The sequence below is a fragment of the Amycolatopsis sp. NPDC059657 genome (assembly GCF_042734395.1).
In the GTDB taxonomy this organism is placed as follows: domain Bacteria; phylum Actinomycetota; class Actinomycetes; order Mycobacteriales; family Pseudonocardiaceae; genus Amycolatopsis.
The window spans coordinates 14,607-37,740 of sequence record NZ_JBHWEB010000039.1; the positions used below are offsets into that span (position 1 = coordinate 14,607).

Annotated in this window: 23 protein-coding genes and 2 pseudogenes; 12 read left to right on the forward strand and 13 right to left on the reverse strand. The window is 64.5% G+C overall.

Annotated elements, in window-relative coordinates:
- Window positions 1-8 precede the first annotated feature (8 nt).
- The 5 genes from ACFV15_RS21700 to ACFV15_RS21720 are packed head-to-tail and all read right to left on the reverse strand — an operon-like array spanning window position 9 to window position 4,337.
- On the reverse strand, window positions 9-764 hold the full coding sequence (locus tag ACFV15_RS21700; RefSeq protein ID WP_378352321.1) for a class I SAM-dependent methyltransferase: 756 nt from the start codon (window positions 762-764) through the stop codon (window positions 9-11).
- Complete coding sequence (locus ACFV15_RS21705; RefSeq protein WP_378352322.1) at window positions 754-1,368, reverse strand: hypothetical protein; 615 nt, start codon at window positions 1,366-1,368, stop codon at window positions 754-756. Before ACFV15_RS21705 ends, ACFV15_RS21700 begins: the two co-directional genes overlap by 11 nt.
- A gap of 1 nt (window position 1,369) precedes the next feature.
- A complete protein-coding gene (locus ACFV15_RS21710; protein ID WP_378352324.1) occupies window positions 1,370-2,404 on the reverse strand; it encodes a UbiA family prenyltransferase in 1,035 nt (344 codons plus the stop codon).
- On the reverse strand, window positions 2,401-3,534 hold the full coding sequence (locus ACFV15_RS21715; protein ID WP_378352326.1) for a class I SAM-dependent methyltransferase: 1,134 nt from the start codon (window positions 3,532-3,534) through the stop codon (window positions 2,401-2,403). The genes ACFV15_RS21710 and ACFV15_RS21715 overlap by 4 nt, the downstream gene beginning before the upstream one ends.
- Window positions 3,531-4,337 carry a hypothetical protein gene (locus tag ACFV15_RS21720; protein WP_378352327.1) on the reverse strand — a complete coding sequence of 269 codons (807 nt, stop codon included), beginning with the start codon at window positions 4,335-4,337 and terminating at the stop codon, window positions 3,531-3,533. The genes ACFV15_RS21715 and ACFV15_RS21720 overlap by 4 nt, the downstream gene beginning before the upstream one ends.
- 685 nt (window positions 4,338-5,022) lie before the next feature.
- Here ACFV15_RS21720 and ACFV15_RS21725 point away from each other — a divergent pair.
- The 4 genes and pseudogenes from ACFV15_RS21725 to ACFV15_RS21740 form a co-directional block, all read left to right on the forward strand.
- Window positions 5,023-5,211, forward strand: a pseudogene (locus ACFV15_RS21725) (transposase); the annotation flags it as partial.
- Window positions 5,212-5,310: 99 nt separating this feature from the next.
- Window positions 5,311-5,469 carry a hypothetical protein gene (locus tag ACFV15_RS21730; protein ID WP_378352328.1) on the forward strand — a complete coding sequence of 53 codons (159 nt, stop codon included), beginning with the start codon at window positions 5,311-5,313 and terminating at the stop codon, window positions 5,467-5,469.
- A gap of 18 nt (window positions 5,470-5,487) precedes the next feature.
- The gene (locus tag ACFV15_RS21735) at window positions 5,488-6,240 is read left to right on the forward strand and encodes a hypothetical protein (protein ID WP_378352329.1); all 753 of its coding nucleotides are present in this window, start codon (window positions 5,488-5,490) and stop codon (window positions 6,238-6,240) included.
- 201 nt (window positions 6,241-6,441) lie between these two features.
- Entirely contained in the window at window positions 6,442-7,500 is a 1,059-nt protein-coding gene (locus ACFV15_RS21740) for a hypothetical protein (RefSeq protein ID WP_378352330.1), read from the forward strand.
- Between the two features lie 193 nt (window positions 7,501-7,693).
- Here the strand turns inward: ACFV15_RS21740 and ACFV15_RS21745 are convergent, their stop codons facing one another.
- Together ACFV15_RS21745 and ACFV15_RS21750 are read right to left on the reverse strand one after the other, a co-directional pair.
- Window positions 7,694-7,846 (reverse strand): hypothetical protein, encoded by a 153-nt coding sequence (locus ACFV15_RS21745; RefSeq protein ID WP_378352331.1) that lies wholly within the window; start codon window positions 7,844-7,846, stop codon window positions 7,694-7,696.
- Window positions 7,847-8,024: 178 nt separating this feature from the next.
- Window positions 8,025-9,449, reverse strand: a complete 1,425-nt coding sequence (locus ACFV15_RS21750; RefSeq protein ID WP_378352333.1) for a hypothetical protein — start codon at window positions 9,447-9,449, stop codon at window positions 8,025-8,027.
- 306 nt (window positions 9,450-9,755) lie between these two features.
- Between ACFV15_RS21750 and ACFV15_RS21755 the strand changes: the two are divergent.
- A pseudogene (locus ACFV15_RS21755) lies at window positions 9,756-10,022 on the forward strand (transposase); the annotation flags it as partial.
- A gap of 141 nt (window positions 10,023-10,163) precedes the next feature.
- Here the strand turns inward: ACFV15_RS21755 and ACFV15_RS21760 are convergent.
- Complete coding sequence (locus tag ACFV15_RS21760) at window positions 10,164-10,988, reverse strand: hypothetical protein (protein WP_378352335.1); 825 nt, start codon at window positions 10,986-10,988, stop codon at window positions 10,164-10,166.
- A gap of 399 nt (window positions 10,989-11,387) precedes the next feature.
- Between ACFV15_RS21760 and ACFV15_RS21765 the strand changes: the two genes are divergently transcribed.
- Complete coding sequence (locus ACFV15_RS21765) at window positions 11,388-11,711, forward strand: hypothetical protein (RefSeq protein ID WP_378352336.1); 324 nt, start codon at window positions 11,388-11,390, stop codon at window positions 11,709-11,711.
- A 482-nt stretch (window positions 11,712-12,193) separates the two neighbouring features.
- Window positions 12,194-12,412, forward strand: a complete 219-nt coding sequence (locus ACFV15_RS21770) for a hypothetical protein (protein WP_378352338.1) — start codon at window positions 12,194-12,196, stop codon at window positions 12,410-12,412.
- Between the two features lie 302 nt (window positions 12,413-12,714).
- Here ACFV15_RS21770 and ACFV15_RS21775 read toward each other — a convergent pair whose 3' ends face one another.
- Window positions 12,715-13,137, reverse strand: coding sequence for a hypothetical protein (locus ACFV15_RS21775; protein ID WP_378352340.1), 423 nt, complete (start codon window positions 13,135-13,137; stop codon window positions 12,715-12,717).
- A 493-nt stretch (window positions 13,138-13,630) separates the two neighbouring features.
- Entirely contained in the window at window positions 13,631-13,888 is a 258-nt protein-coding gene (locus tag ACFV15_RS21780; RefSeq protein WP_378352341.1) for a hypothetical protein, read from the reverse strand.
- 1,323 nt (window positions 13,889-15,211) lie between these two features.
- Between ACFV15_RS21780 and ACFV15_RS21785 the strand changes: the two genes are divergently transcribed.
- Window positions 15,212-15,826: an Ltp family lipoprotein gene (locus tag ACFV15_RS21785; RefSeq protein WP_378352342.1), complete on the forward strand. Its 615-nt coding sequence runs from the start codon at window positions 15,212-15,214 to the stop codon at window positions 15,824-15,826.
- 20 nt (window positions 15,827-15,846) lie between these two features.
- Here ACFV15_RS21785 and ACFV15_RS21790 read toward each other — a convergent pair whose 3' ends face one another.
- Window positions 15,847-15,987, reverse strand: a complete 141-nt coding sequence (locus ACFV15_RS21790) for a hypothetical protein (RefSeq protein ID WP_378352343.1) — start codon at window positions 15,985-15,987, stop codon at window positions 15,847-15,849.
- A gap of 516 nt (window positions 15,988-16,503) precedes the next feature.
- On the opposite strand from ACFV15_RS21790, the gene ACFV15_RS21795 reads away from it, so the two are divergent.
- The 3 genes from ACFV15_RS21795 (at window position 16,504) to ACFV15_RS21805 (ending at window position 18,296) form a co-directional block, all read left to right on the forward strand.
- A complete protein-coding gene (locus tag ACFV15_RS21795) occupies window positions 16,504-16,701 on the forward strand; it encodes a hypothetical protein (protein ID WP_378352345.1) in 198 nt (65 codons plus the stop codon).
- Between the two features lie 486 nt (window positions 16,702-17,187).
- On the forward strand, window positions 17,188-17,478 hold the full coding sequence (locus ACFV15_RS21800) for a hypothetical protein (protein WP_378352346.1): 291 nt from the start codon (window positions 17,188-17,190) through the stop codon (window positions 17,476-17,478).
- Between the two features lie 461 nt (window positions 17,479-17,939).
- Entirely contained in the window at window positions 17,940-18,296 is a 357-nt protein-coding gene (locus ACFV15_RS21805; protein ID WP_378352347.1) for a hypothetical protein, read from the forward strand.
- Window positions 18,297-19,265: 969 nt separating this feature from the next.
- Here ACFV15_RS21805 and ACFV15_RS21810 read toward each other — a convergent pair.
- The gene (locus ACFV15_RS21810) at window positions 19,266-20,009 is read right to left on the reverse strand and encodes an ATP-binding protein (protein WP_378352349.1); all 744 of its coding nucleotides are present in this window, start codon (window positions 20,007-20,009) and stop codon (window positions 19,266-19,268) included.
- Between the two features lie 624 nt (window positions 20,010-20,633).
- Entirely contained in the window at window positions 20,634-21,380 is a 747-nt protein-coding gene (locus tag ACFV15_RS21815; protein WP_378352351.1) for a hypothetical protein, read from the reverse strand.
- A gap of 187 nt (window positions 21,381-21,567) precedes the next feature.
- On the opposite strand from ACFV15_RS21815, the gene ACFV15_RS21820 reads away from it, so the two are divergent.
- Window positions 21,568-23,076, forward strand: coding sequence for a hypothetical protein (locus tag ACFV15_RS21820; protein WP_378352352.1), 1,509 nt, complete (start codon window positions 21,568-21,570; stop codon window positions 23,074-23,076).
- The last annotated feature ends 58 nt before the right edge of the window (window positions 23,077-23,134 follow it).

The window sequence follows — 23,134 nt, forward strand, 5'->3', positions numbered from 1 at the left end:
GGCGGTAGTCATCCAGCCGCCTCGCGTTCAAATACGAAAATCTTTGAATAAAAAGGAATCCGCTTCCGCTTGACGAGCCTGAGACCGCACTCGCGGCCCCAGCGCGCGACTTCACGCGTCGTGTGGAACGTGGCGCGGGGCGTCCAGACCTGGTCTGCGGCCAGCCGCCGGAGCATTCTGTCGTCCAGTCGCAGTCCTATTTGGACCTTCAGGATCGACCGTAGTGCGTTCTTCGCCCACCGAGGTAGCGCCTCCAGCGCGTCGACGGTCCATCGTGCGCGTATCGGCGCGGTGAGGGCGTACATGGCATGGTAGGGGGTTCCCTTGCTGTAGAGCAGCACCACCAGGCTGCCGCCGGGACTGGTCACCCTGGCCATTTCCCGTAGCCCCTTGGCGCAGTCGGTGGTGTGATGCAGGACTCCGATCGCGATCGAGTGGTCGAAGCTCGCATCTCGAAACGGCAGGGTGAGCGCGTCCGCCTGGACTACGCCGAGAGCCGGGTTCAGTTCGCGGCAGCGACGCGTCGCCGCCGTGGTCAGGTCGACGCAGGTCACCTCGGCGCCGCGGTCGGCCAGCGAACGTGCCACCTCACCGACACTCGCGCCCACATCCAGCACGCGCGCGCCACGGATGAGACCGTCCGGCAGGAATTCGGCCAGTCTCGACCGCCACAACGCTATGCGCAGGGCACCGCCCTCGATGAACGGATAGCGTTCGTAGTGCGCACGAGTGATCGTACGCAGGTGGGTCTCTTCAAGCTTCATCGTCGAGGTGCTCCTTTCTCGCAGCTTTGGCCGTCCGTACGAGTTGCCACGTGGACAGGGCAAAGGTGGTCAGGGCGATCACGCCGAACAGCGCAATAAAGCGGTGTTCCCCAAGCGTCGCCAGCAGCTCGGCCGAGAGTGGCGCCAGCTCGGTTCCCAGCCACACCAGGAGGATCGAGGAGACGGTCACGCCCATCAGTAAGGCGATCACCGTGTGCGCACGCCGGCTGCCCCGCGCACCGAGCGCCATGTCGACCGGAGTGCTCTGATGCGCCAGGCAGGACACCAGCAGGACAACACCCAACCATGGCCGGGAAAGTGCCTTGAGCGCCCACGCGCCCGCCCGGGTGCGGGAAACCAGCCGTCCGCCACCCCATCTGCCCAGCTCGTAGTAGGAGACGTGGATCAGCAACCGCAGCGGCACGGCCACGAGGACGATCACTATCGGGGACAGCCTCGCTGTCAGCAGCACCATGATCTCCGGCTGCGGACGCAGGGCGAGCAGCGCCAGCGGCGCGTACGAAGTGAGCAGTGGAAATAGCGCTAGGCCGGTCTGGCTGGCGGCCAGGATGCCGAGTACCGCCAGCACGCTCCACGCGCCCACGTCACACCACCGTTTCCGCGACGGACGCCCGGTTCGACGACCGCCAGTACCAGGCCCAGTAGAGCGCGAACACCACCTCCCATAAGGCCAGCGCCGCCAAAGCGGGAACGAGGACCTGCCACGGTGCCCGGACCACGATGACGACGAGCAGCACCAGGAAACCGGAGGCGAAGTACAGCTCGCGGCCACGCGGGGACGGCTTCCGCTTGCCGGCGAGGAGCCGGTCGAGGCTCAGCGCTCCGGTCACCGCCGACACCACGACGGCCGCAGCGCAGAAGATCAATACCTCGACGGGAGCGCCGCGGGTGGCGATCCACAAAGTGACGGCGCCCACTGTGGCGACACACACAAACAAAGCCTTGCAGTACCGGCGATACGCGGGTGTCGCGACCAGCGTCCCGTCGGCCGCGAGATCCGCGCCCATCGCGATCGCCACCGTCCGGAACCCGGTGCGCCGATCGGACCCGAGGTCTTTGAGGTTGCCCGCCACACTGTTGAGCTGCAGCGAAAGCAGGAACAACAGGGCGGTCGCACACCACGTCACCGGCCCGACTGTGCCTGCCGTCGCGAACGCCGTAATGGCGGGCGGCGCGGCCATCGCCACCGAGAACAGCACATCCATCAGCAGTGGGTGTGTCGTTGCCTTCTGATATATGTTGACGGCTGCTCCGAGCACCAGCAGCAGCGTGAATGACACCTGCGCACCGACAGACCAGTCCTCGAGCGACGCGATTGCGAGCGCGGCGAGCGGCAAGCACAGCGACCACAGCAGAGCCACACGTTCGGACAGCGCACCGGTCACGAGCGGGCTGCGTGCCTTGGCCGGGTTGAGCCGGTCCTGTGGTAGGTCGACCAAGTCGTTCAGTGCGAAGATATAGCCGTTGATCATGGCCCCGAGTAGCCAGAGCGTCCCAAGGCGCGCTGGCGGTACCGGCACGCCTTCGAGCATTGGTCCTGCCGCGAAAACGAAGCCCTCGAACCCCGCGGTGTGCAGGCGAAGTAGGTTCACGGTCACCGCGACCCGATCCCGGATCACCTCGGTCGCCCTTCCGCAATGACGATCACAAGTCGCATCGCCACGCGGCCCAACCAGGCAACGACCGGGTGCGGGCAGAGCGCGGCGACCACCTCGGCACCATGCGCTGCCAAGTCGAAGTCACGGGCGCTGAGCGTTATGCTCGGCCTTTGCCGGCGAGGTGGCAACGCCCTTCCCGGCACGATCAGGACACCGGGGATGCGCCCCAGCCTGGCTCTCACCGAACGCGGCGCCCACACTGGGTGCAGTACAAGCCTGCCCTCCGGACCACTCACTCGAAGACACTCGCCGAGTGCGCGTCGTGGCCGCGCCGCGTGCTGCATGACAAAATTCGCATTCACTGTGGCGAACGCGCCTGTGGGGAACGGCAGATGCTCCGCGGTAGCCGCGACGGCGTAGCCACCGTTTCGCCTACGCAGCGAGTACTGGGGGTCGGCGGCAAATGCGACCACCCCGCTCGACGCCAGTTCGGTTCCGAGTGGCGAGTCACCTGCGCCGAGATCAAGGAAAGGTCCTTCGGCGGGGCCGAACCGAGCAGTCCACGCCGAGAGCGTGAGCCTGCCCGTGCGCAGCACCGATCGCCACTTGTCCTCAAGCGGGCTGGCACCGAGATCGCGAGCCGACCTGTACAGCATGAGCGCACCGCTGTCCGAACCTGTGACGCGGAACCCCCTGCGGAGGTACGCGGTCAGCAGGCGCTGCGCTGTGGTGTCGACTCTGGCGACCACGTCCATGCCGATGCGGTCGGCCAGTGCGAACACATGGCCGGAGAGTGCAATCGTCGCTGATGCGGCGTCGCGCAGCCCGCTATCTTTCGCGAGGTTCACCAGCCGCCAGCCCGCGACGTACGAAGGCCGAAGGACCCACGGCAGTGCTTCCTGACGCTTTCCTGGGAACGTGAGCGCCCATGCCACGTGGACAACCGAATCTAGGATCCGCCGTGCCAGGCCAGACCGGCCGTGATCAGCGCCGACACCGAGCACGGCGGCATGGCCGCGAGCAGTGAGATATGGCGTAACCAGAACTTTGACCAGATGCCTGACATAGCTACCGCCGTATGCCTTGTGGATCACACGTGCGGCGACAGGTGTTTCCCGTATCAGCAGCCATCGCGGTCGGTCCGCCGTCATCGAATGTCCTCAGGCAGCAGCAGGCCGGACCGTTGTTCGACAGCTCGCCGCCGCCATACATCTGCTAGTTCGGCTAGTACCGTCGCCTCGGTAGCGACAGCGAGCGCGGCCGCGTCGGTGAACGCGGACTCGGCGACGTTGAGGCATGCGTCCGCTGCTCCGCTGCCCGCAAGCGCCGCTCGCAGGTCCGCGGCGTCGCCGACATTCACGTCTGGATACGCAAGCAGCGCGCTCGCCAACGGCCAGGTCATATTGCCATTGGCGGCGTCCTCCGCCGCGTCCTGGAGGTCGTCCAGCAACTGCAATCCCGTGCACAGGCGGACGAGCGCCCTCGCAAGTGGCTCTCCGCGCCACGGTGTGTCAGCCAAGTCTGCCACCAGGTGCAGCGCAGTCATCCCCGGTGCCGCTTTGTCACCGAGGCCGGTGATGTCTTCGGTGGTGTAGGAGAGCAAGCCGTCGCGGTGTGCCAGATCACGAGCTATCGCCGCTGCATAGTCTCGGTAGTAGCGATCGTGCAGCGACCGATAGTGACCCGCCACAGCTGGCCCCAGCTCGGCGAGGCCGTCCAGATAGCGCAGCAGACTGGTGTCGGCGATGACACACATGGCCGCGGGCGCGTGCCCCTCGTCGATCACGAGATCCTGGAATGCGAAGTGAAAATGTCCGATTGCGAGCAGATCACGAAGCCGCTCAACCTGTTCACTCGGCACTCCCCAGGCCCTGGCCTGCGCGGCGGGCAGATGGAAGAAGCCACTGTCGAGCCCAAATACCGCTACAGGAAACTGGTTGACCGCTTCGGCCATCGCGGGAAGCTCCCGCGCGAGAACCGCGCGGGAGCGGAGCGAAACCTCGTGCCACGGCGATCGCTCTGCTTCATCGGTGAGCGACCGTGGAAGTGAAATCGGCATCTGGGTAGGCCGTTCAGCTCACCAGGTGTCCTGATCACCGTTGGCCTGCGGCAACCGTTCAAGCAAGGCGGCCCGCGACGGCGGGTTCTCCCGCACATCGGCCAGCTTCGCCAGTTCCGTTTGCACAGCACCAACGGTTGTGTCCTCATTTTCGCAAACTGTCGTCATAGTACCCTCCCAAGATCCTTATGACGCAAGACTTTCCGTAACACACCTACCGTGACGTTCTTGATTTTCCCACCAGCGACTGTCAGTCCAAGATCCTCCTCAGCACCGAACTCCCCGAGTCCCACTCTTGCAGGACCAGATCGCCAGGCACGCAACGTGTGTCGAATTTTTCCGGACCGAAGGTAAGACGTCCCGACGAGGTGAACCGTTACGGAACCTTCCGATTACAAGTGCGAAACACCCTGCCGTCCCGATTCTTGACCAGGAACGCAGACCCTCCGCGCGATCACCAAGAGCCGTAAACAGGTTGCGAGCCTGATGAACCAGCCCGCAGTTGGATGCTCGCTCACCATCTACAGTCCCCGAACGGCCAGGCCTACGCCGCGACGTCATTCCCAGTCCTCACAGAGTCCAGACAACATTTGTACTCCTGCCCCGACGCTGGGTCGTCGAACGGACCTTCTCCTGGATCACCCAAGCCCGCCGCAACGTCCGCCACTACGAACGCCTCACCGATCACTCCGCAGCATTCATCAACCTCTCCATGATCACTATGATGACCAGGCGCCTGACCCGCCAAAAGCAGGCCAAGACCACCTAGACAGGATCAAAGACAGGCTCTTAGATATCCGCGGCGTCCGACAACAGCGGGATACCCCGTCAATGCCAGCCATCCCGATAAGCAAATACGATGCCACCGTTGGCAACAACACAAATGATCAAGAAGGAGCTCGTGGGCATCACCGCCGTCGCCCTGCTCAACTTCGAGCTGGGTGGTGCCTGTTCGACCAACGACGCCAGGGACACGGGCTGCGCACAGTCGGGGCCGGGCAGGTGCGAAACTGGGCGCGAAACGTGACGATTCAAGGAGTTCGGTGTGGCCTCTGACGCCCTCGAAGGACCGGTCCCGGCGTCAAGCGGACGGGGCCAGCCGATCCTCGATCTGCTGGACAAGGCCATCGGCGCGCAGGCACCGCTGGTCCGCAAAAATATTGCCCGTGCCCGCCAGCGCAACCCGGATGCGACGCCGGCGGAGGTCGTCCGCACCCTGGAGCGGATGTACGTCAGCGCACTGGCGAGCACGGGGGCTGCGGTCGGGGCCACCGCGGCAGCCCCTGCCGTCGGTACCGGGATCGCGCTGGCACTGTCGGCGGGCGAGTTCTTCTCCTCGCTCGAGCTGAGCGCCCTGTTCGTGCTCTCGCTCGCCGAGGTCCATGGGGTCCAGCTGGACGAGATCGAACGCCGGCGGACGCTCGTCATGGGGATCCTGCTCGGCGAGTCCGGCTCCACGACCATCGGCAAGGTCGCCGAGCGCACCGGTCAGCACTGGGCCCGCCAGGTCGTCGGCAAGGTGCCCACGACGACGCTGAAACAGATCAACAAAGTCCTCGGCAAGAACTTCATCACCAAGTACGGAACCAAGCAAGGGATCATCGTGCTCGGCCGGGTGGTCCCGTTCGGCATCGGCGCGGCGATCGGCGGCGGTGCCAACGCCACCGTTGCCTTCCTGGCCGTCCGTGCCGCCCGACATGCGTTCGGCCTGGCGCCACGGGCGTGGCCCGAAACACCGCTGGACTGCGCGCTTCCGACGCTGGATTCTCAGCTCGTTCCCCCCGATCAGTGCTCCTGACCGGCGCCGAAGCCGTCCGGCCCATCCAGAGCGTCACGAGCCGCTACAGCCTCGTTCTGGTGGCCGGTGTTGCACGCGCTCGGCAGCGACAGCCGAGTGAGCCGGTCACTGCCCGGGCCTGGCTGTCGAACGGCCCCTGATGGCTCATCCGTAACCCAGCAGCACTTCCGCCAACTGGCGACTCGCGCAAAGCTAGCGGGCATGCCGCTCTTCGAGTTGACCGCTGAGAAGCTAGAAGCTGTTCCGTCGTCGACGTTCGCCGCCGAGCAAGTACTCGAACGCGCGGACCTGCAGCGTCTGCTGCGAGTTCAGATCGACGCGGTGATCGAGGACGTCCTCATCGTCAGTGAGGAGTTCGCCGAGTTCGCCGGCGCCCGGCGACGCATCGACCTGCTCGGGATTGACCGCGAGGGAAAACCTGTTGTCATCGAGCTCAAGCGCACGACAGACGGCGGGCATCTGGAGCTGCAAGCGCTGCGGTATGCGGCCATGGTCTCGGCACTGACGTTCGACGACGTCTGCGAAGCGTACGAGCGCTACCTGCAGCAAGTCGAGCCGGACACCGAGGGGAGCGCCCGAGGCCGCCTAGCCGAGTGGCTCGAAGATGTGGGCGGTGACGAAGCCATCCTGAGCCGGGAAGTCCGCGTCGTGTTGGTGTCTGGTGGGTTCGACCGCGAGATCACCACGACCGTGCTGTGGCTGAATGAGGTCTACGGGCTCGATATCCAATGCGTTCGGCTGACCCCGTACAAGGTCGGCGAGCGGCTACTCCTCGATGTCCAGCAGGTCATACCGCTTCCCGAAGCCACAGATCTCACGATCCAGCTGCGCCGCCGAGAAACCCAGGCACGCGCTGTTCGGGTAGGCAGCGGACGCGACTGGACGCCCTACGCGATCACGACGCCTGATGGAACTACCGAGCCTCTACGCAAGCGACAAGCGGTGCTCGCTCTGGTGTGTGGTCTTCACGCTGCCGGTGTGCCTGCAACTCAGCTGGCCGAGGCACTTCCGAACTCTCGCTTTCTCAGCTTCCTTGGCACACCCACTGACGACGAGGTCTCTGAGCAGTTCGTAGCCGCCTATCCGAAGGCGAAGGGCAATCTCGGCAGGTGGTTCGTCGACTCGCCTCTGCGCGAAGGTGACCGAACCTGGGTGCTCAGCAAGATGTGGAGCCGGAATACAGAGCCTGTGCTTGCCAAGCTGCTCGCACTCGCGCCGGACGGCTTGTCGTTCAACTACGAGGCCCACCCGCAGGACTGACCAGCGATTGCTGGTACTTCGGCCGACGTCCGCGCTTCCTTGACTGCCGCCGTCAGTCGCGTTCTCGACAAAGTCGTTACGTGGCAACCTTCTCCGCCGGCCACAACTCCCAATAGCCGCCAGTGCCCTGACGGACCTCAGCGGCCGGGTGCTTGACCTGCAGCCGGGACTGTAAAACGTTCGTTTGACAGACTCATAGCCGTACGAACAGGTCCTTGCCCAGTGACAGCAAGTGAGGTTCTGGTGCGAGGTGATCGTCGGTGGTCAGGCAGAGGTAGCGAGCCGGGACGCCGAGTAGCGCGATCCGGCCGCTGGTCTCCAATCCCCGGCGCTGCAACAGTGACATGGAAGCGAACCCGCACCATCGCTGTTTCCGCGCTGCTAATTGGTCGGCATAGTTTCGTTCAGAGGTCGATGCTTCTGGCGTCGGAGGGGAGTTCTCCAGGACGGAGGCAGGATCATGCGTGGTACGAGGAGAAAGCTCGCCACCGGAGGGACCCCTGTGGGTTTGCGCACGAACGACGTTAATCGGCATCGGGCTCGGCCGGCGCCAGCTTGGCCCTGACGCGATTGAAAAAGGATTCGGACTCCGCGTCCCAACCGAGTACGTCGAGTAGGTCGGTCCGGTTCACATGGCCGCTGCTGTCGTCGGTCCTGGGCGGCGCGGCCAGGACCAGGTCAGACGCAGAAGGCATACTGGTTTTGTCGCCCAGGAATACCAGCAGCACCGGGACCTGCTGCGGTATCCGCGCCAGCCAATCCAGGGTCTCCTCCAGCGGACGGCCTTCTCTTCGCACTTGTGCGCGGACCTCGACAAAGAGGACGCGCTCGCCCCGTTCGAGGATGGCGTCGGCCTCGATGTCGCTCGCCCTCACGTCCCCCGCATATTCGACCAGCTGTTCACTCTGAAACAGTCGGCGCGGGATGGCACCGTGCGTAATCTGGACACCTTCGTCAGCAAGACGGTTGAGCTGCCGCATCACATGTTTCTCGAACAACGCTGGCGCGTAACCGCGCAGCCGGGCGAGCTCCTGAAGCAGAGCCGGACCGGACTGTCGGACTGTAGTCGCGTCGTCGGCGAACAACGTCGCCCCGGAGGCCACACTCCGGGAAGCCTTCTGCAGCGCGGTCAGGCTGCCGATCATCCCGTCGTCGAGCACGCCACGTCGATGCAGTATCTCCACCATGTCCTCTGTCGTGCGGCCCTGCGGGCTGAGTGGTTCGATCAGCAGCGCCAGAGTTTCTTCGATGGTGCGCCACAGGTCGCCGAGCGCGTGCACCACGGTGGGCACCGGATCGAGGTACTCCACGACCTGTTCGCGACTGCGCAGCACGCGCTTTCTCATTTGCATGTCCGCTGCCGCGCGTTCCCGCGAGAGCTGTTGCACCGCATCCCGCACCCGTCTGTCGAGGTCGAGCAGTGGTCCGGCGACCGAGTTTGGCGGGAGCTGGTCGAACTCCTTCAAAGTGACTACGAGGAATGTGCGCGCCCACAGGTAGCCGGACAGGAAGCCCAGCGGCGCGAAGAAGGCCACGGTCGTACCAACCGCTACGACGCCGGCCGCGCCGTCACCCAGTGCCGGGCCGAGGCTGGTACTGAACCGGCCGAACCACGTGCCGAACGACGTGGCTTCGACCAGCCCTACACCGACGATGATCTTCGTCAGCCAGTCGGAGATCTGTTCGAGGTTGGTGTTAGCCAGGTAAGACGGGCCGTTCCCCACATCGTCTTTGGGGCGCTCGCCCTGGACCGTGCGCGGCAGCCCGAAAACGAACCCGGCGAGGACGCCGATGACGAACGCGGCCATTGCGAGGAGCAGCCCGGTCGTCGTGGCGCTCAAGGACTGCTGGCCGATGCCGAAGACGAGCACGGCACCCACGCCCACGGCGATAAGCGCGAGGTTGACGCGCACCATCGCGCGCTGTCGTGGGTAAGTCGTGACCCGCATGCTGCGCGGATCGGTTGTCCGTATCGGCAAACCGCCTCCCCTGGATCCACACAGAGGTCGTGCCGGACGCGCCTGCCGTTACAGTCCCCAACTGCTGATCGCCGACGAGGTGGTCGTCGATGAACAGCATGCCGGGGGACGTCGTTCGGACGGCATAGAGCGCCGACCGAACGTTACGACGAACTGCCGCGTAGAGCACGCCGTCGACGTTGGCGGCTCCTCTGCCTGAGGCACACCGAGCCACCCGGGACTGCTCAGGGTTTGGTTGACCTGTGAGGCTTCGGCCTTGCTTGGAAGGATGCCGTCGTGCCTAAGCCCTACCCTCGTGAGTTTCGTGACGACGTCGTCGCGGTCGCCCGTCAGGTCCAGGTCCCGTTAAAGCAGGTCGCCAAAGACTTCGGGATCTCCGAGTCCTGTCTGGCGAACTGGCTGCGTGCCGCCGACGTCGAGGACGGCAAGCGGCCCGGGGTGACGCGGGATGAGTCCGCTGAGCTGCGGGAACTCCGCAAACGCAACCGACTGCTGAAGCAGGAGAACGAGGTACTGCGTAAGGCTGCCGCGTATCTCACGCAGGGCAACCTGTCGGGAAATAGCGTTCCCGCTCGTCCGTTGGCAACCGGGCTACGGCTCGTAGTGCTCCCAGCAACGTACTCTCGTGCTGCTGGTCGCGTTGCTGGAGTGACAGCCTAGTAGGCGATGTCGGCGTCTGTCGGTTCACCAAACGACTCGAATGATCAGGTTGGTGATCACTAGAACAGTGAGAACGACGAGAAAGATCATCGCTGCGTACCGCAGGGCTCGGACCGAGTCACGAAGCTTGGCGTACCGGTGTCGATGCTGACGAATGATGATCCAAAGCTCGACATGCGCAGACAACAAAACGTCGGGGAGATTTTGTTCTCCGACCACCTGATAAAATCTTCTGAATTCAGGGGCATGCCGTACTGTGTCGGTCGCATTGAACACCAGGCCCGTTGGGAGGTCTGACTCGGGGAACATCTCCCTGGTCAAGCGAAGGCTGACGAGGACTCCCGTGGCCCTTATGATCGCGAGCACGATCAGGGCGGCGCTGATTGTGAGCCCGACAGTGCATATGGTAACAAGCCACACATTTGCTGGAAGTGTCTGCTGAAGTAGCTGGGAGAGAATTACGGCGTTGCCTGCAGTCAAAATTGCTCCGGCGCTCAGCACTACCGCCGCTCTACTCGAGGTGGAGGCCCGCAGACGATCGTATCGATCGATGTGCCAACGGGCGAGATCGAGCCGGTCACGTGCCGACAGAGAAGTGACCCGCGGCAACTCCTCATCGTCGAGCTTCGTGCAGCCGTTTGACTCAGGCGTTGACGCAGTATCGTGGCTCATACTCATCAAAGACGCTTCTGGACCACAGAATGTTGCAGAAAGCCATATCTGCGCAGATCTTGAGTGCACTTGGCTGCCTGTCGGCTTGCGAACATCCACTCGTACCTCGAACAACTCGCAGGCTTCGAGCTGCCGTCGAAGAGCTTCCTGATCTTGCCTGTCGACGGTACCTGCCAAGCCGTTGACCCGCTAAGATTGAGACATACTCGATCCTGAGGGTGGCCGAGGCCAGCCGCAAACCGCTACGTCGGCTTGCAGGTGGTCGCTGGCAGCATTGGCCAGATCCGATTCGCGATCTTTCTGTTAGCCATTTTCTGGCCGTTGACGAACAGGACGGCCGCCCCGGCTCCTGTCGCCGCCCGCCTTCATTAGGCACCGAGCACCCTCCCCAGCCAGCGCGGCCGTCCGGCTGGCCACCACACTGTCGCTACGGCGCAACACCCTGGCCAGGCCGGTTCGCCGGTCGCCCTCTTCTGCCGCGAGTCGAGCACCTATGAGCTGCCGCCAGGGGTGCGCGCTCATGCCGATGAGCGTGCGCCCGTACCATTGCTTCGTCGGCCCAGAGGGGGAAAGCCGTTGGATCTCACGGATCGGCTAGTAGCAGTCACGACGCTTTTCGACGCCCACATCGAGGCGCCGTTCCCGGGCCAGTGGCGAGGCGCCGACGTGGCAGGCTTCGACATGGTGATGCTTGACGCGGACCCAGCCGGTTGTGTCTCCGTCTGGCTGAAGCGACAAGGTCTTCTAGATGACTGGAGATGGAACCTCCTCGCCGAATGCGAACAGCGACTCCTTCGGGTTATCCCCGAGCTGGACGCCTACGGTCGCGAGTACTACCAACGACTCCTGGACATGACGGTACTGATACTGGATGCCGACTGCCCACAGCGGCAACACTGATAGCCCTCACCTGGCGACACAGGCCCATTTTCAGGAAGTCAACCTCGCTCATGCCGCTGACCGGGTTGCCCGCGACACGCGTCACTGTCGCCAGTCGGTGACCAACACTCGCGCTGCCTGCGGCATAGGCGGCGTGCGATGCTGCTGCCATGAGTCGGTTCGTCGAGGACATCCGGCAGGCTCGGACACAGGGGACCTTGCCGGAACGGTTTCGGCCAGCAGACGTCCGAACAGCTTGCCCAGGCTGGGCTGACCACACATACGGCGTGTTCTTGCCCAAGCATCGTGTCGGCAACCCGGGTGGGTACACACCGTACTTCGAGCGGCACGAAGACGGCTCGTACAGCTTGATCGACCTCGTCCGGCCCCACTAGCCACTCGCTGACCGCGCACGCAGTCCAGCCCCTCGCTCACGCATGCCGAGTAGCAGCGAGCCAATCGGAACCGTACGTCCAGGCTGCGGGCTATGTGAAACTGACAGCGTGAGGGAGCAGGCTGATGCGGAGGAGCGCTTCGAGGACGTGCGCGCGCAGCGGGATGCGCTGCGCCAAGAGCTTGGCGACCTGCGAGCGTGGCTGTCAGTGAAGCTCGGCTACTCAAGCAGGAACCTGGTCCTAGCGGGCCTCACAGTGCTCAGCGTCGCATCCGACAGGGAAATCATCGCCAAGATCGAGGAGCTCACGGACAAGCACGAGCAGTGACCCTGGCGCTGTTCTCACCCGCCGGTCAGCGAACTCCACCAAACCGCCGCCAAGGCGGGACCTTCCGCCGCGGCCACCACCTCCACATACGTGGGAGTCGACACGGCTCGGAGCCTGCCGTCGTTCGCGTGGCCCAGTACGACACTGCGACATTACGGCCTTGATCGTCAAGGACGTCTTCGGTGGCGACCTCATGCTCGGTGACGCCAGGGTCTGCGCGCTCGACCCCGTACACCGATCATCGGCCCATGCAGCTGTTCCCCGGTAGGAGCGCTCCAGAAGGTGTGAAGAGGCGCTTCCTGTCACGTAAGCTGCGGATCGTTTGTCACGCCGTGAAACGCCAAGCGAACACTTGTCAGTGCCTGAGGATCGTCAGCCGTGACAACCCAGTAGCTGCTGTCAATTACTTCCAGGCGCAGGCGTAGTTGACCGTCCTGATATCCGCGGAACTCGCCGTCGATGATCTGCGTGCACGCCGCTGCCAGTCGTCGCATCTGCTCCCACGTCATCGGAACGCCGTCGACCAAACGAGAATTGGCCTCGACACGGTCAATCCCATCCGACCACACAGCGGACACGTCGCCATTGAACGAGGCAAACCGCAGGAACCACCGCAGGTCATCACGATCGCCCACCGCGGACATGACTTCGGCGAGGTCGAAGCCGAGCCAGCCATCATCCTGCGGTGGGATGCGAACTGCACGCATGCCTTCACCAAGCTCCACGCCACGATGGTGACACAGGCGCCTGACCGCATCATCCGGATAAGAGAACACCGACCATCGAGGCCGTAATCGGCGGTCCGCCCCGTCCACATCGCGGCCAAGTTACTCGGGCAACGAACCTCGACGCCGTCGAGTCCTGCATCTATGAGGCGCCCTTCGCTCGCGTCTTGAGCTTCCCCCTTTGTTCGGACACAAAGGCGTTGCCCCTGTTCCCCAGACCAGACCGGCTCACCGCAGCCGACCAGAACGTCACGCCCTACGCTGCTCCCCCGGTGCTCCTGTGCCAAAACATTGCCCGACACTAGGCGACACTCAACGACACTCGAAAACGAACGTCTCTCATTTCTAGCTGCACAATCGGCATTAGGCGACACTTCACGACACTCGCTGACACCGCTGACCAGGAAACTTTTAATCTGTAGGTTGTGGGTTCGAGTCCCACGCGCCCCACTCTTTCGCCTGGTCAGCGCCCTGACCTACGACTGCTACAAGATCATCTCCCTGGGTCTATCACCGTCTTTGGGGCGGACTGGTTATCCAGCAGGTCTTCCAGAGCGTCCGCCGCCTCCCAGGTGACCGTCTTGCGAGCCAGGTAGACGTCCTGGGCCATCGGCACCCGCGAGTGGTCGAGGTGATCAGCGACCAGGCGAGTGTGCACGCCCTTGTCGTCGAGCACCGTCGCCGTCGTCTTGCGCAGGGTGTGCGTGGTCACCCAGAGGAACTCATCCCCGCCGCGTACCTCCCGGATCATCCGAAGGACGTTGCTCGGGTCGCGCAGGCCGCCGTCGAGCTGGCGAAGATCGAACCGGTCACCGGTCGGCCCGCCTACTCCAGAGCCATCTTCATCCTCTCCAGCCGCTCCAGCTCCCACGACAGCAGCGGCGGCACCCGCTCGCCGTGGCCATCGGTTTGGGCTTGCGACACTGACCCACGCCCGGAGTGGGCTCCTATGTCGTAGTCAAGGCCGTAGACCTCGTCGACGAGCACCCCACAGCGCCCGCTCGAGCGCCTCGGCGGTGCGCGGGGTAACCACGACCGGCGAACTGGTTTGTCCCGAGACGCGACCGCGTTTCTCCGTGGGCAACCGATCCTTGCACCTCTTGGCTGTAGTGAAGCCGCAGGTCCGGGTGGTGTTGTCTGCCACCTGTTGCGGAATCACCTGCCGTTGCTGGCCAGTGGACCACCAACAGCAGGTGATCCGCCGAGAGAACATGTTCCAGATCTACCTTGCGGACCGATCATGGCGACGGCGATCGAACGTCCGGAAATGCCGAGATGAGGACGTTCCGCGATGGGACGTGTTTAAGAGAGACCGACCGACTCAGGATCGCCGCCTGCTTGTGGTACGTCCTCGGCCAAGCGGCACAGCGCATCCTTCCCCCTCGGTTGATGTGAAGGCGCACGCACTCCGTCACGTGTCTCGACTAACAGGTGACGGCGAGGGCTGGCGTTATGACTTGGCGTACCCCTTGACCTACGTTTCGCGGTCGACGTTGCCGTCCTCGACGTAGCGCTCAGCGATGTACGTCCTTGCGACGCTTATGAAGCTCGTAGCCCTTTGAGCGATTGCCCGGGGGTTCGACTTGCGGCCGACACGCCGTCGGTAAGGCCGGACCTCCGTCAACGACCTCACCGAGGTCGGAACCACGACAGTCATGCGGCTCGGGCTCGGCGGGTCACTCACGCCGGAGATCCGCGGCGCTGAGGATCCGTCTCGAGTCACGCGCCGGACGGTGCCTCGGATTCGTCGGTGATCACGTCGCGGGCTTGCTCGATGACGCTGTGCTGATGACGTAGCGGTGGGCGCCCCGGCGCATGCCCTACTTGCCCGACCTGCGCAGTCAGGAACACCTCGCCGGACCGGATGCGTGGCAATGAGGGGCCGATGGGGCGACCTCGTCGCGTTCCTGGTCGCAGTCGCCAGGCTGCTCTGGGCGGTCGCGATGGCGTGCGGCGTCGACATCGGGTGGCCAGAGATCTTCCTCCTGGCCGTGCTGGCCATTCGTAAAAAGCTCGTAACACTCCAATCGATCAAAACGCCTTACCTATCAGCCCGTCAAACAAAGGAACCGCCATGGACACCGGCCCGCCGACCACCAACATGCCGAACGTCCTCCCGTCCAAGCCCAAGAAGCGCCGCCGTTGGTCCTGGGTTCTGGGCATCGTCGCCGCGCTGATGCTCATCATCATCGTCGCTGCAGCCACCAGCACTCCTGACAAGTCCGCTACCACCGCCCCGCCCAGCCAAGTCGCCACACCAACGAGCCAGGCCACGGCACCCACGAGCCAGGCCACCGCGCCCACGAGCCAGGCCACCGCGCCGCCGCAGTCCACTCCCGAGGCTGTCGCGCCCGCCACGAGTGAGGCACCGCAGTTCTCGCCACAGGTAGAGCTGGCCCGGAGTTCCGCCGAGTCGTATCTCAGCATCAGCGGGTTTTCACGCGCCGGCCTGATCAAGCAACTGTCGTCGCAGGCGGGAGATGGCTACCCGAAGGACGTCGCCACACAGGCCGTGGACAGCCTGCACATCGACTGGAACGCGCAGGCAGCCAAGTCCGCGCAGTCCTACCTGGACATACAGCCCTTCTCGTGCTCCGGCCTGGTCAACCAGCTGTCGTCTTCGGCCGGGGACGGCTACACGAAGGCCCAGGCCACCTACGGCGCTCACCAGACTGCCGCCTGCAAGTAACAGCTCATACCGGTCCGCCGTCAACTCCGCGACGCAACCAGCGGGCGTAACGGTTTCCGGCATGTCATCTGCCTGTTGATCGGCGTGACGTGGTTGGCCGCGCCGCCACGGCCGGTGCCGACGATGATCGCGACGGTCTTGTTGATGTTGTAGTCGGTCATTGTTCAGGCACTAATACCCGTCGGTCCCAGCCGAGTGTTGGCAGGGTTTTCGCGAGCACAGTCCTGACGCACGCTGGTGTAAACAGTCGTCGCAACTGCTGCGGAAGCTACGGCCACGGCAAAGCTGTTGGGTGACGATTCAGGCGAGGGGCTGTCAAGCCCCGGGTTTGACCCCGACGGTCGGCGTGATCGGGTTGCCGGGCGAGCTGACTCGCCTAGCAAATCGCGGAAAACGAGCAGCGACTTCATCAAATTGGCGCCTTGCCAACAAAAACGCCTTCTAGTGTGCTCGCCGTCAACACCGTGCACGTTCCGTGCATGCTATTGGGTTTACCCAGGTGGCGACATTTGCGTTGTGGCTATACGTAGCCGCAGTGATCGACCGGACAGAGTGTTCTTGCGCAGGCCACTGTCACAAGACTGCTTCTTCGCTAAGGTGTTACGGACGGTGTGCAAGCAAGCACCGGTCAGTAGAGCAAGTCGCCGGTCGTGAGAGGTCAGGGGCGCAACGCTGGTATGGGACTGTTCGACAACGTCGCCTTCTGGGTGACGGATGAAAATGAAAGAGCCGCGCAGGCTGCACGAGTGCTCGAACGAGACGCCGTTCCCTATGGTGGCTATGGCCCGGCGCCGAGTTCGGGCTTCAAGCTGGATGAGCAGGCGTCGTCTCTGGCATGTCATCGCCGAACCTTCCTCGACCGCCTCGGTGTGTGAGCGGACAACGACAGCTGACCATGCGCGATGCAACGGCGAGCGCCGCAGCGCGCCGCCTTACTGCGCGCTGGCTGGACTCCCACCGTTCCGGATTGGCCCGGGCATCGCATCAGCAGACGCGAAGATGGCACGCGTGATGATCCGCGTCGCTACGGCGCAGTAGATCGCAACTCGGCCGCAACGTTGTCATCGCGGTGATCGTCCGAGGATTAACCGGATCGTGCACTATTGATGCACGACGGCGGTGACGATACTGCGAACATGCAGCCACTTCGATGCAGTTTGTGTGGATACACCGCGATTTGCGATACCAGCACTCCCCCTAAGCGCGCAGATCCAGACGACTTAGTCAGATTTGCAGCCGGGGAGAGGTGGCGCCAAGAGCGACGAAAAAAGATCGAGAATGGCGAAATTGATTTGAACCACACCGGAACAGAGCTAGGTAACGAGTGTCCAAGCTTCGCACATGACTTCGAGGAGATCGACATGGCAGAACTGATATTCGGCAACGAGCTAAAGAAGCACCTCGATCGCTGGCCGACAAAGACTGAAATCCACACTGTGGTTCGCGCCGCAATTGCAGTCAGTGACGAGGAACAGGTCCGCGCGCTGCCTCAAGACCAGCTACCAGCCTCAAAAGGGAGCTTCATCGTCGGTGATATCACAGTGTGGGCGCACGAAGGGAACTTACGGGACCGCGATAACTCTGTTCGTCGGTGGCGAGACAGGAGGATGGAGATCTGGCGCGAACTGATGGCGTCACAGGCACAGGGGTGACGTGTCAGGATGACTATCAGACGCGGTTCGACGGCAGGCTGTTTATACCGAGCAGTTCCGACCCCGGTTGTCCGAGAAATTCTGGCGCCACCAGTGGCCGTCCGGCGGGTCTCGGCTCCACCGAGTCCGTTGTGGACCCCCCGTCACGTGAAGGACGGGTCGTCACCCGTCCGTACCGGCAACGATGTGCGCCTTGAACCCACGCGGCCGAGTTGTCGTTGTCGCGCGTCGCGTTATTCGCACGTACTCGCCGTGATCAACGGTTGGAGCCGGACGTAGCTGTCCGTGAGCTTGCCGAGCGGCAGGGGGTGCAGCACCGCCGGACGGTGTGGGAAGCGCTGGAGTCCGACACTCCAAGGAACAAAAGAAGCCGCCGCGACATTCGGTGCTGGAACTTGCTTACGGCCTGATCGAGGAGACGCTGCGAGCTGGTCAGTCGGCACCTGCGCACGCAGAAACATATGACCGCGCGGATCTACGAGCGGCTGGTCACCGAGCATGGGTTCACCGCGGCGGGGCAGACCGTGGTCTACGAGTACGTCGCCCGCCGTCAGCCGGAGCTGGTCGCCGAGCTGCGCGAGGAGCAGCGGCATCTGCAGGGCATGGTGCCCCAGCAGCATCAGCCCGGCGAGGAAGCCGAGGTCGACTTCGCTGACGTGCGGGTCTGGATTGCGGGCACGGTGATGAATTGCCCCCTGTTCACGCGCCGGCTCAGTTTCAGCGGGCGCTCCGTCATCGGGTGTTCCTGTCCGAAGGGCAGGAGGCCAGTCTCGCGTCGAATCCCAGAACTTGGTCAAGTTCCGTTCCCATTGGTTTGACGCCCTCTACTGCATGCCTGGCAGGTAAGCAGCCTCCCGACGCGTTCCCGCGGGATCCGGAAGCACCGGCGACCCGGCCCTGGCCCGGGTCGTCCAATCCCCGCCCCGATACGGACAGTCGTGGCGACAGCTTCCACGCGCGAGACGAAACGCATCCCGTGCCGAGGCCGACTTGACTCACTGCGTGTGGAGGCGCGTACTGTGCGCTGCACTTCGTGGCCGCTACCGACATAGCCTGCCGCAAGCGGGGACCGACAACGGTGCGGCAGAGGGCTGGTCACCGTCGCCGATTGGAGTGGTGTTGGCCGACTGCGCGCGCAAGCACTGGGAGTACCGGACTCGGTGGCGTGCACGTGCCCGAGCCCGCACGGCGGCGCTGGTGAGGGAATCGGCGGTGGAACGCAACTCGACGGCGTGGGACAGCGCGGACATCACCAGCTCGGTCAGCTGTTCGCTCCTCACCAGCGACTCCCTGACCGCGTCGCCGAGGGCCTCGCCGAGTCCGAGTCGTGTTTGATCGTCCACCACCATCAGCACCCCTGGGTTGCCATCGATGCTGTCGAGTCAGCGCAAGGGACGCGACGAGGCCAGAGTTCGTGGTACCCAGACCGGCGTGAGGCCAAACGGCCGGTCACCCGACGGCGGTCACATCGTGATGCCGCCGACGTGACCGGCGAGACCGGTCCAACCCGGCGCTGCCGGTACCGGCAGCGGGATGCAGGCGCGGCGAACGCCGTGGGCACAAACGGCGGCGCAAACACCAGATTCGATCAACGAAACCGGTCGGCACAGAGGCGGCTGCCTGCCCACCGACGGTCCCGCCGATCTCACTACCGGTCCAAGGAGTCTGCTCCGAACACGCGGCCTGCCAACACGGCGACAGTGCCGTCGCTGTACGCGACGATCGCTCCGGCCGTGGACGCGACAGAAGAACCCTATTGCCGTGGTGGCGGCCCACTCGTTCAGCGGTCACCTGCTCATGCGCAGAACCGCCCAGGTGACCTTGCCTCCGGATTGGCGGTGTGAGCATCCGCAGATGTAGGCGAGCTGGGTGATGAGCCGGAGCCCGCCGCGACGGTCGCCGGGGGTGTCGGGTGGTTGCGGCAAGGGTGCAGGTCGTGGGTCGTCGTCGGCGACCGCGACGGTGAGTGTCCGTGAGCGCAGTTCCAGGCGCAGCCGTGCCGGCGAGTGTGTATGCCGGGCCGCGTTGGCGACCAGTTCGCTCGCGACGGTGACGGCGTCCGCGGTCATGGCGCCGATGTCCCAGTTGTGACAGGTGTCGGTGACGAATTGCCGTGCGGCGTGGACACTCAGGGGCGACGGCGGTAGCCACAGTTCGGTGCGCTGCCGCGACGGCGGTTCGTGCAGGTGCTCGAGGGCGGCGAGCACGGTCGGCTGGGTCGTGAGGAACCGTCGTGCCGGTTGGTGATCGAACAGTGCCGCGGTCGCCGGCCCGGGCACGACGATCAGGGGCACTGCCGACCAGGTCGAGATGCGCATCCAGACGGTGACGAAGACACTGGTCAGGTAGTCGTGCGTGATCTTGAGCTCGTCGAGGTCGGCGATCACGGCGCGGGGCTGGTCGGCCGCGCATTTGAGCAGGATGTCGCGTAGCCGCGGGTAGGTGTGGACGTTCAGCACACCTGAGGTCCGGACGATCGTGGCGCCGTGCAGCGTGGATAGTTCGCAGCTGAGCGGATCCTCCCCGGTCACAACCCCTGCCGCCCTCTCACTGGCGCTCTTCGCCCGGTCGAGGTCTCGCCGCGCGTCCGCGAAATGCGGAGCGAAGAATGTACGCCGTGCCAGGAGCAGGGGACGTCAGAACCGCCCAGTAGTCACTCGATCGGGTGAGGTCGGGGTTTTCAGGTGATCCCTCCATCGTTGTGGCGACAGAGCAGCTTCGCCTCAGGTGTGGCGTGGCCGGACGACCCGGCACTATCGACGTTAGGCAGTCCCCTGTGGACCTGCGGCGAAACGGTGTGCGTCCCGGTTGCCGGCGAGGACGGCCCGCACGGTTTTGCCGCCGAACCACTGCGGGCTGTTGCCCCGGACTCGGGCGGTATCGACGACGAACCGCAGGCCCAGCCCGGGGTCGTCGGGGGCCGCGATGCCGCTGATCTTCTTGATACGCCGCAGCCGCAGACCGCGATCTTGTACACCAGGGTTCTTCCAAGGGGCGAAAGTGCCAGGCCGTTCGGCCGGGTCAGCCCGGCGGGCGCCTTTGAAGTTACGACGCCGGCGACTGACTATGACCGTTGACGAAGGTGTGCCATCGCAACCGTTTCGACTGCTCGTATACAGCGTGGAGGTGACCAGTCACCGCAATTGACGGCGATGTCAGCCGCATGGTGCGGGCTGGCATGTTTGGCACGAACGTCGGCCTGGGTTCGCTCGTAGCCACTCGTCGGCTTGGGATGTGTGGAGCCGTAGTAGCTCGCGGCCCGGTGCGGTCGTGCGGTAGCTGGTGAGGTGCCGGCAGTCGCGTCGGTGCAGGACCGTCGAGGCAGGGCGAACCGTGAACTGGTGTTCCTGGTCTGTGCAGGGCCGGATCGTCTCCACCTGCTGCCGTAGTACGGTTGCGCGGTCGGTGAGTCGTTGACGTTCCCGATCAAGGGCGGACATTCGTTTCTCCACGCAGGCGAGTTCCCGTTCAAGTGCGTCAGTATCGATTGTGGGCGGCTGTTCGGGTGCGGCGAGGCCTAGTGGCGTGGCCGCGATGATGATCGAGGGGTGGAGCCCGCAGGTCGGGCAGACGCATTCGCCGGAGAACGCGTCGTAGATTGTTGTGTACTCGCGGTGGGCGGTCCGTTCGATCATGTGGCCGCAGTAGAGCCGCAGCCGCCAGCGCATCAGGTTGCTTCGCGGCTGTCGCTCAATCCGGTGCAAAGTGGCGGCCAGGCGGTCAATCTGGTCCTTTGATAGTGGCGGAAATGTGGCCACCGTTGTGCGGGCATGCTCGGCCAGAGCCACGTGGTCGGCCTGGCGCCGGTGGTCGGCGCGGGTCAGTTCGTGCGCGGCCAGGGGGTCACCCAAGTGTCGATATGCGGACAGATCGAACGGTGGCCAGGGTTGCTGCCGGGTCATCGGCACACACTGCACCAACACGCCCGGCAGCGCCCGGCGAAGCGACGCCGCCTTGGGAGGATTGGGTATCCGCGGCGTCCGACAACAGCGGGATACCTGCGCCAGCTGTGAGTTGCGGCGCCGGGAGGTGCGCCTCCGGTGAGTGTCACAGACCATGGCGCGATGGATCTCGTGTCACGCTGTCGGCATGGAATCTCCGGTTCTCGCCGCTCTGGTCCGTGCGCCGGAGCTGTCGCGTCCTCAGGTGCAAGGTGTGATCGCCACGGTTGCGACGCTGGCACCCAGCCACATCGTGGATGTGGCGGAGCGGAGTGATCTCGACGATGAGCTGCGGGGCGAGATCATCCGCCGCGCTTCGCGCTACCTGGCACTGGACGTTCTAAATCGATGGCCCGCGCGTCCGGCGCTGCTTGAGGTTGCCGTGCAGGCCCATGGTGCGTTCGCGGGACTGGTTCTGTACTGCGAAGAACAGGGCTGGCGGGATCGTGCCACCGAGCTGGCTTCCCAGGTGGGTGTCGATGAGGTTGAGCATCTCGCGGCGAAGTGGACCCGGACCTTCGGCTCGCTGCCGTCCGCCATCCGGATCGCACTGATCCATGCTGCGCTGACCGAGACGACTGCGCGGCCTCGGCTGACCGAGATGTCGGAGTGGGAGCGGCAGCAGGCGATGGAGCAGCTTGCTCAGGAGGCACGCAGGCGCGCGGGGACGGCGTGGCAGCTTCTCGAGCCGGCGCCGGAACTGTGGAAGCAACTCGCTCGCGATGGCAACGATGCCCAGCATATTCGGCGGATCCTGCTCGACCATGCCGAACAGCTGACCGACGACGTTCTGTCCGCGTGTCTGCCCGAGGTGACCCGTGACGACCTGCGCGATGGCGATGACTTGTTCGCAGGGGTACGGCTGTCCCACGCCGCAGACCGAGTGCGCCGCTGGCCACGCCTGCGCGACATAGCCGACACGGAGCTGCGCCGAGTCGTGCAGGAAGCCGTCGAGGACGGCTGGGCACCCGATGGCCGCTTCACGCATTGGCCGGAGCTCACCGCGCTGGCGGAGTTGAGCGACGACACGGCCTTGCTCTCCGGTGCGGTCGCGGCGACGCGTCACGCCACCAAGCCGGACTATCTGTCGCGACAGCGTCAGGACGGACCGTCGTGGGAGGAGGAACGGGCCCGCACGGTCGCGGCACTGACGACCAACCCCGCGACACCGCACGCCGACTTGATGGCGCTGCTTGCTGCCTTGGATGAGCCTGCGCTGCTGTCTGTCGAGCAGCACGGCGAGGGTGACCTGCGCGCCGCGGCACGCACCCAGCTGGACGAACGTCGTCGAGCGGCCGACGCCGGCCGTCCCGCGCTCATCCACGTCCCCTCCGACCGTGAGCTCGCCGAGTCCGACGACCCCGCAGCCGAACTCGCCGGACACCTCAAGTACCTACGGGCTCGAGCCGAACAACGCGACACCACCTGCGAAGCCCTTCTCCGATCCCGCTTCACCACCCCCGACATCCTGCGTGCGCTGCCTGCTCACCGCGTCCTGGACAGCGCGCAGCAGGCCGACCTAACGGCCACCATGATCATCGAGGCATGCGGCGACGACACAGCCCGATGGCAGGCTGTTGCTGACCACCTCGACTCGCAGCCTCGCAAGACGGTCACCTTCCAAGCATGGCTGAACACTGTCGGCGGCGCCCAGTAACACTGTGACTCGCGAAGACCGTGCGCGAATCCTTCAAAGGGGGGAACGTAGATGACCA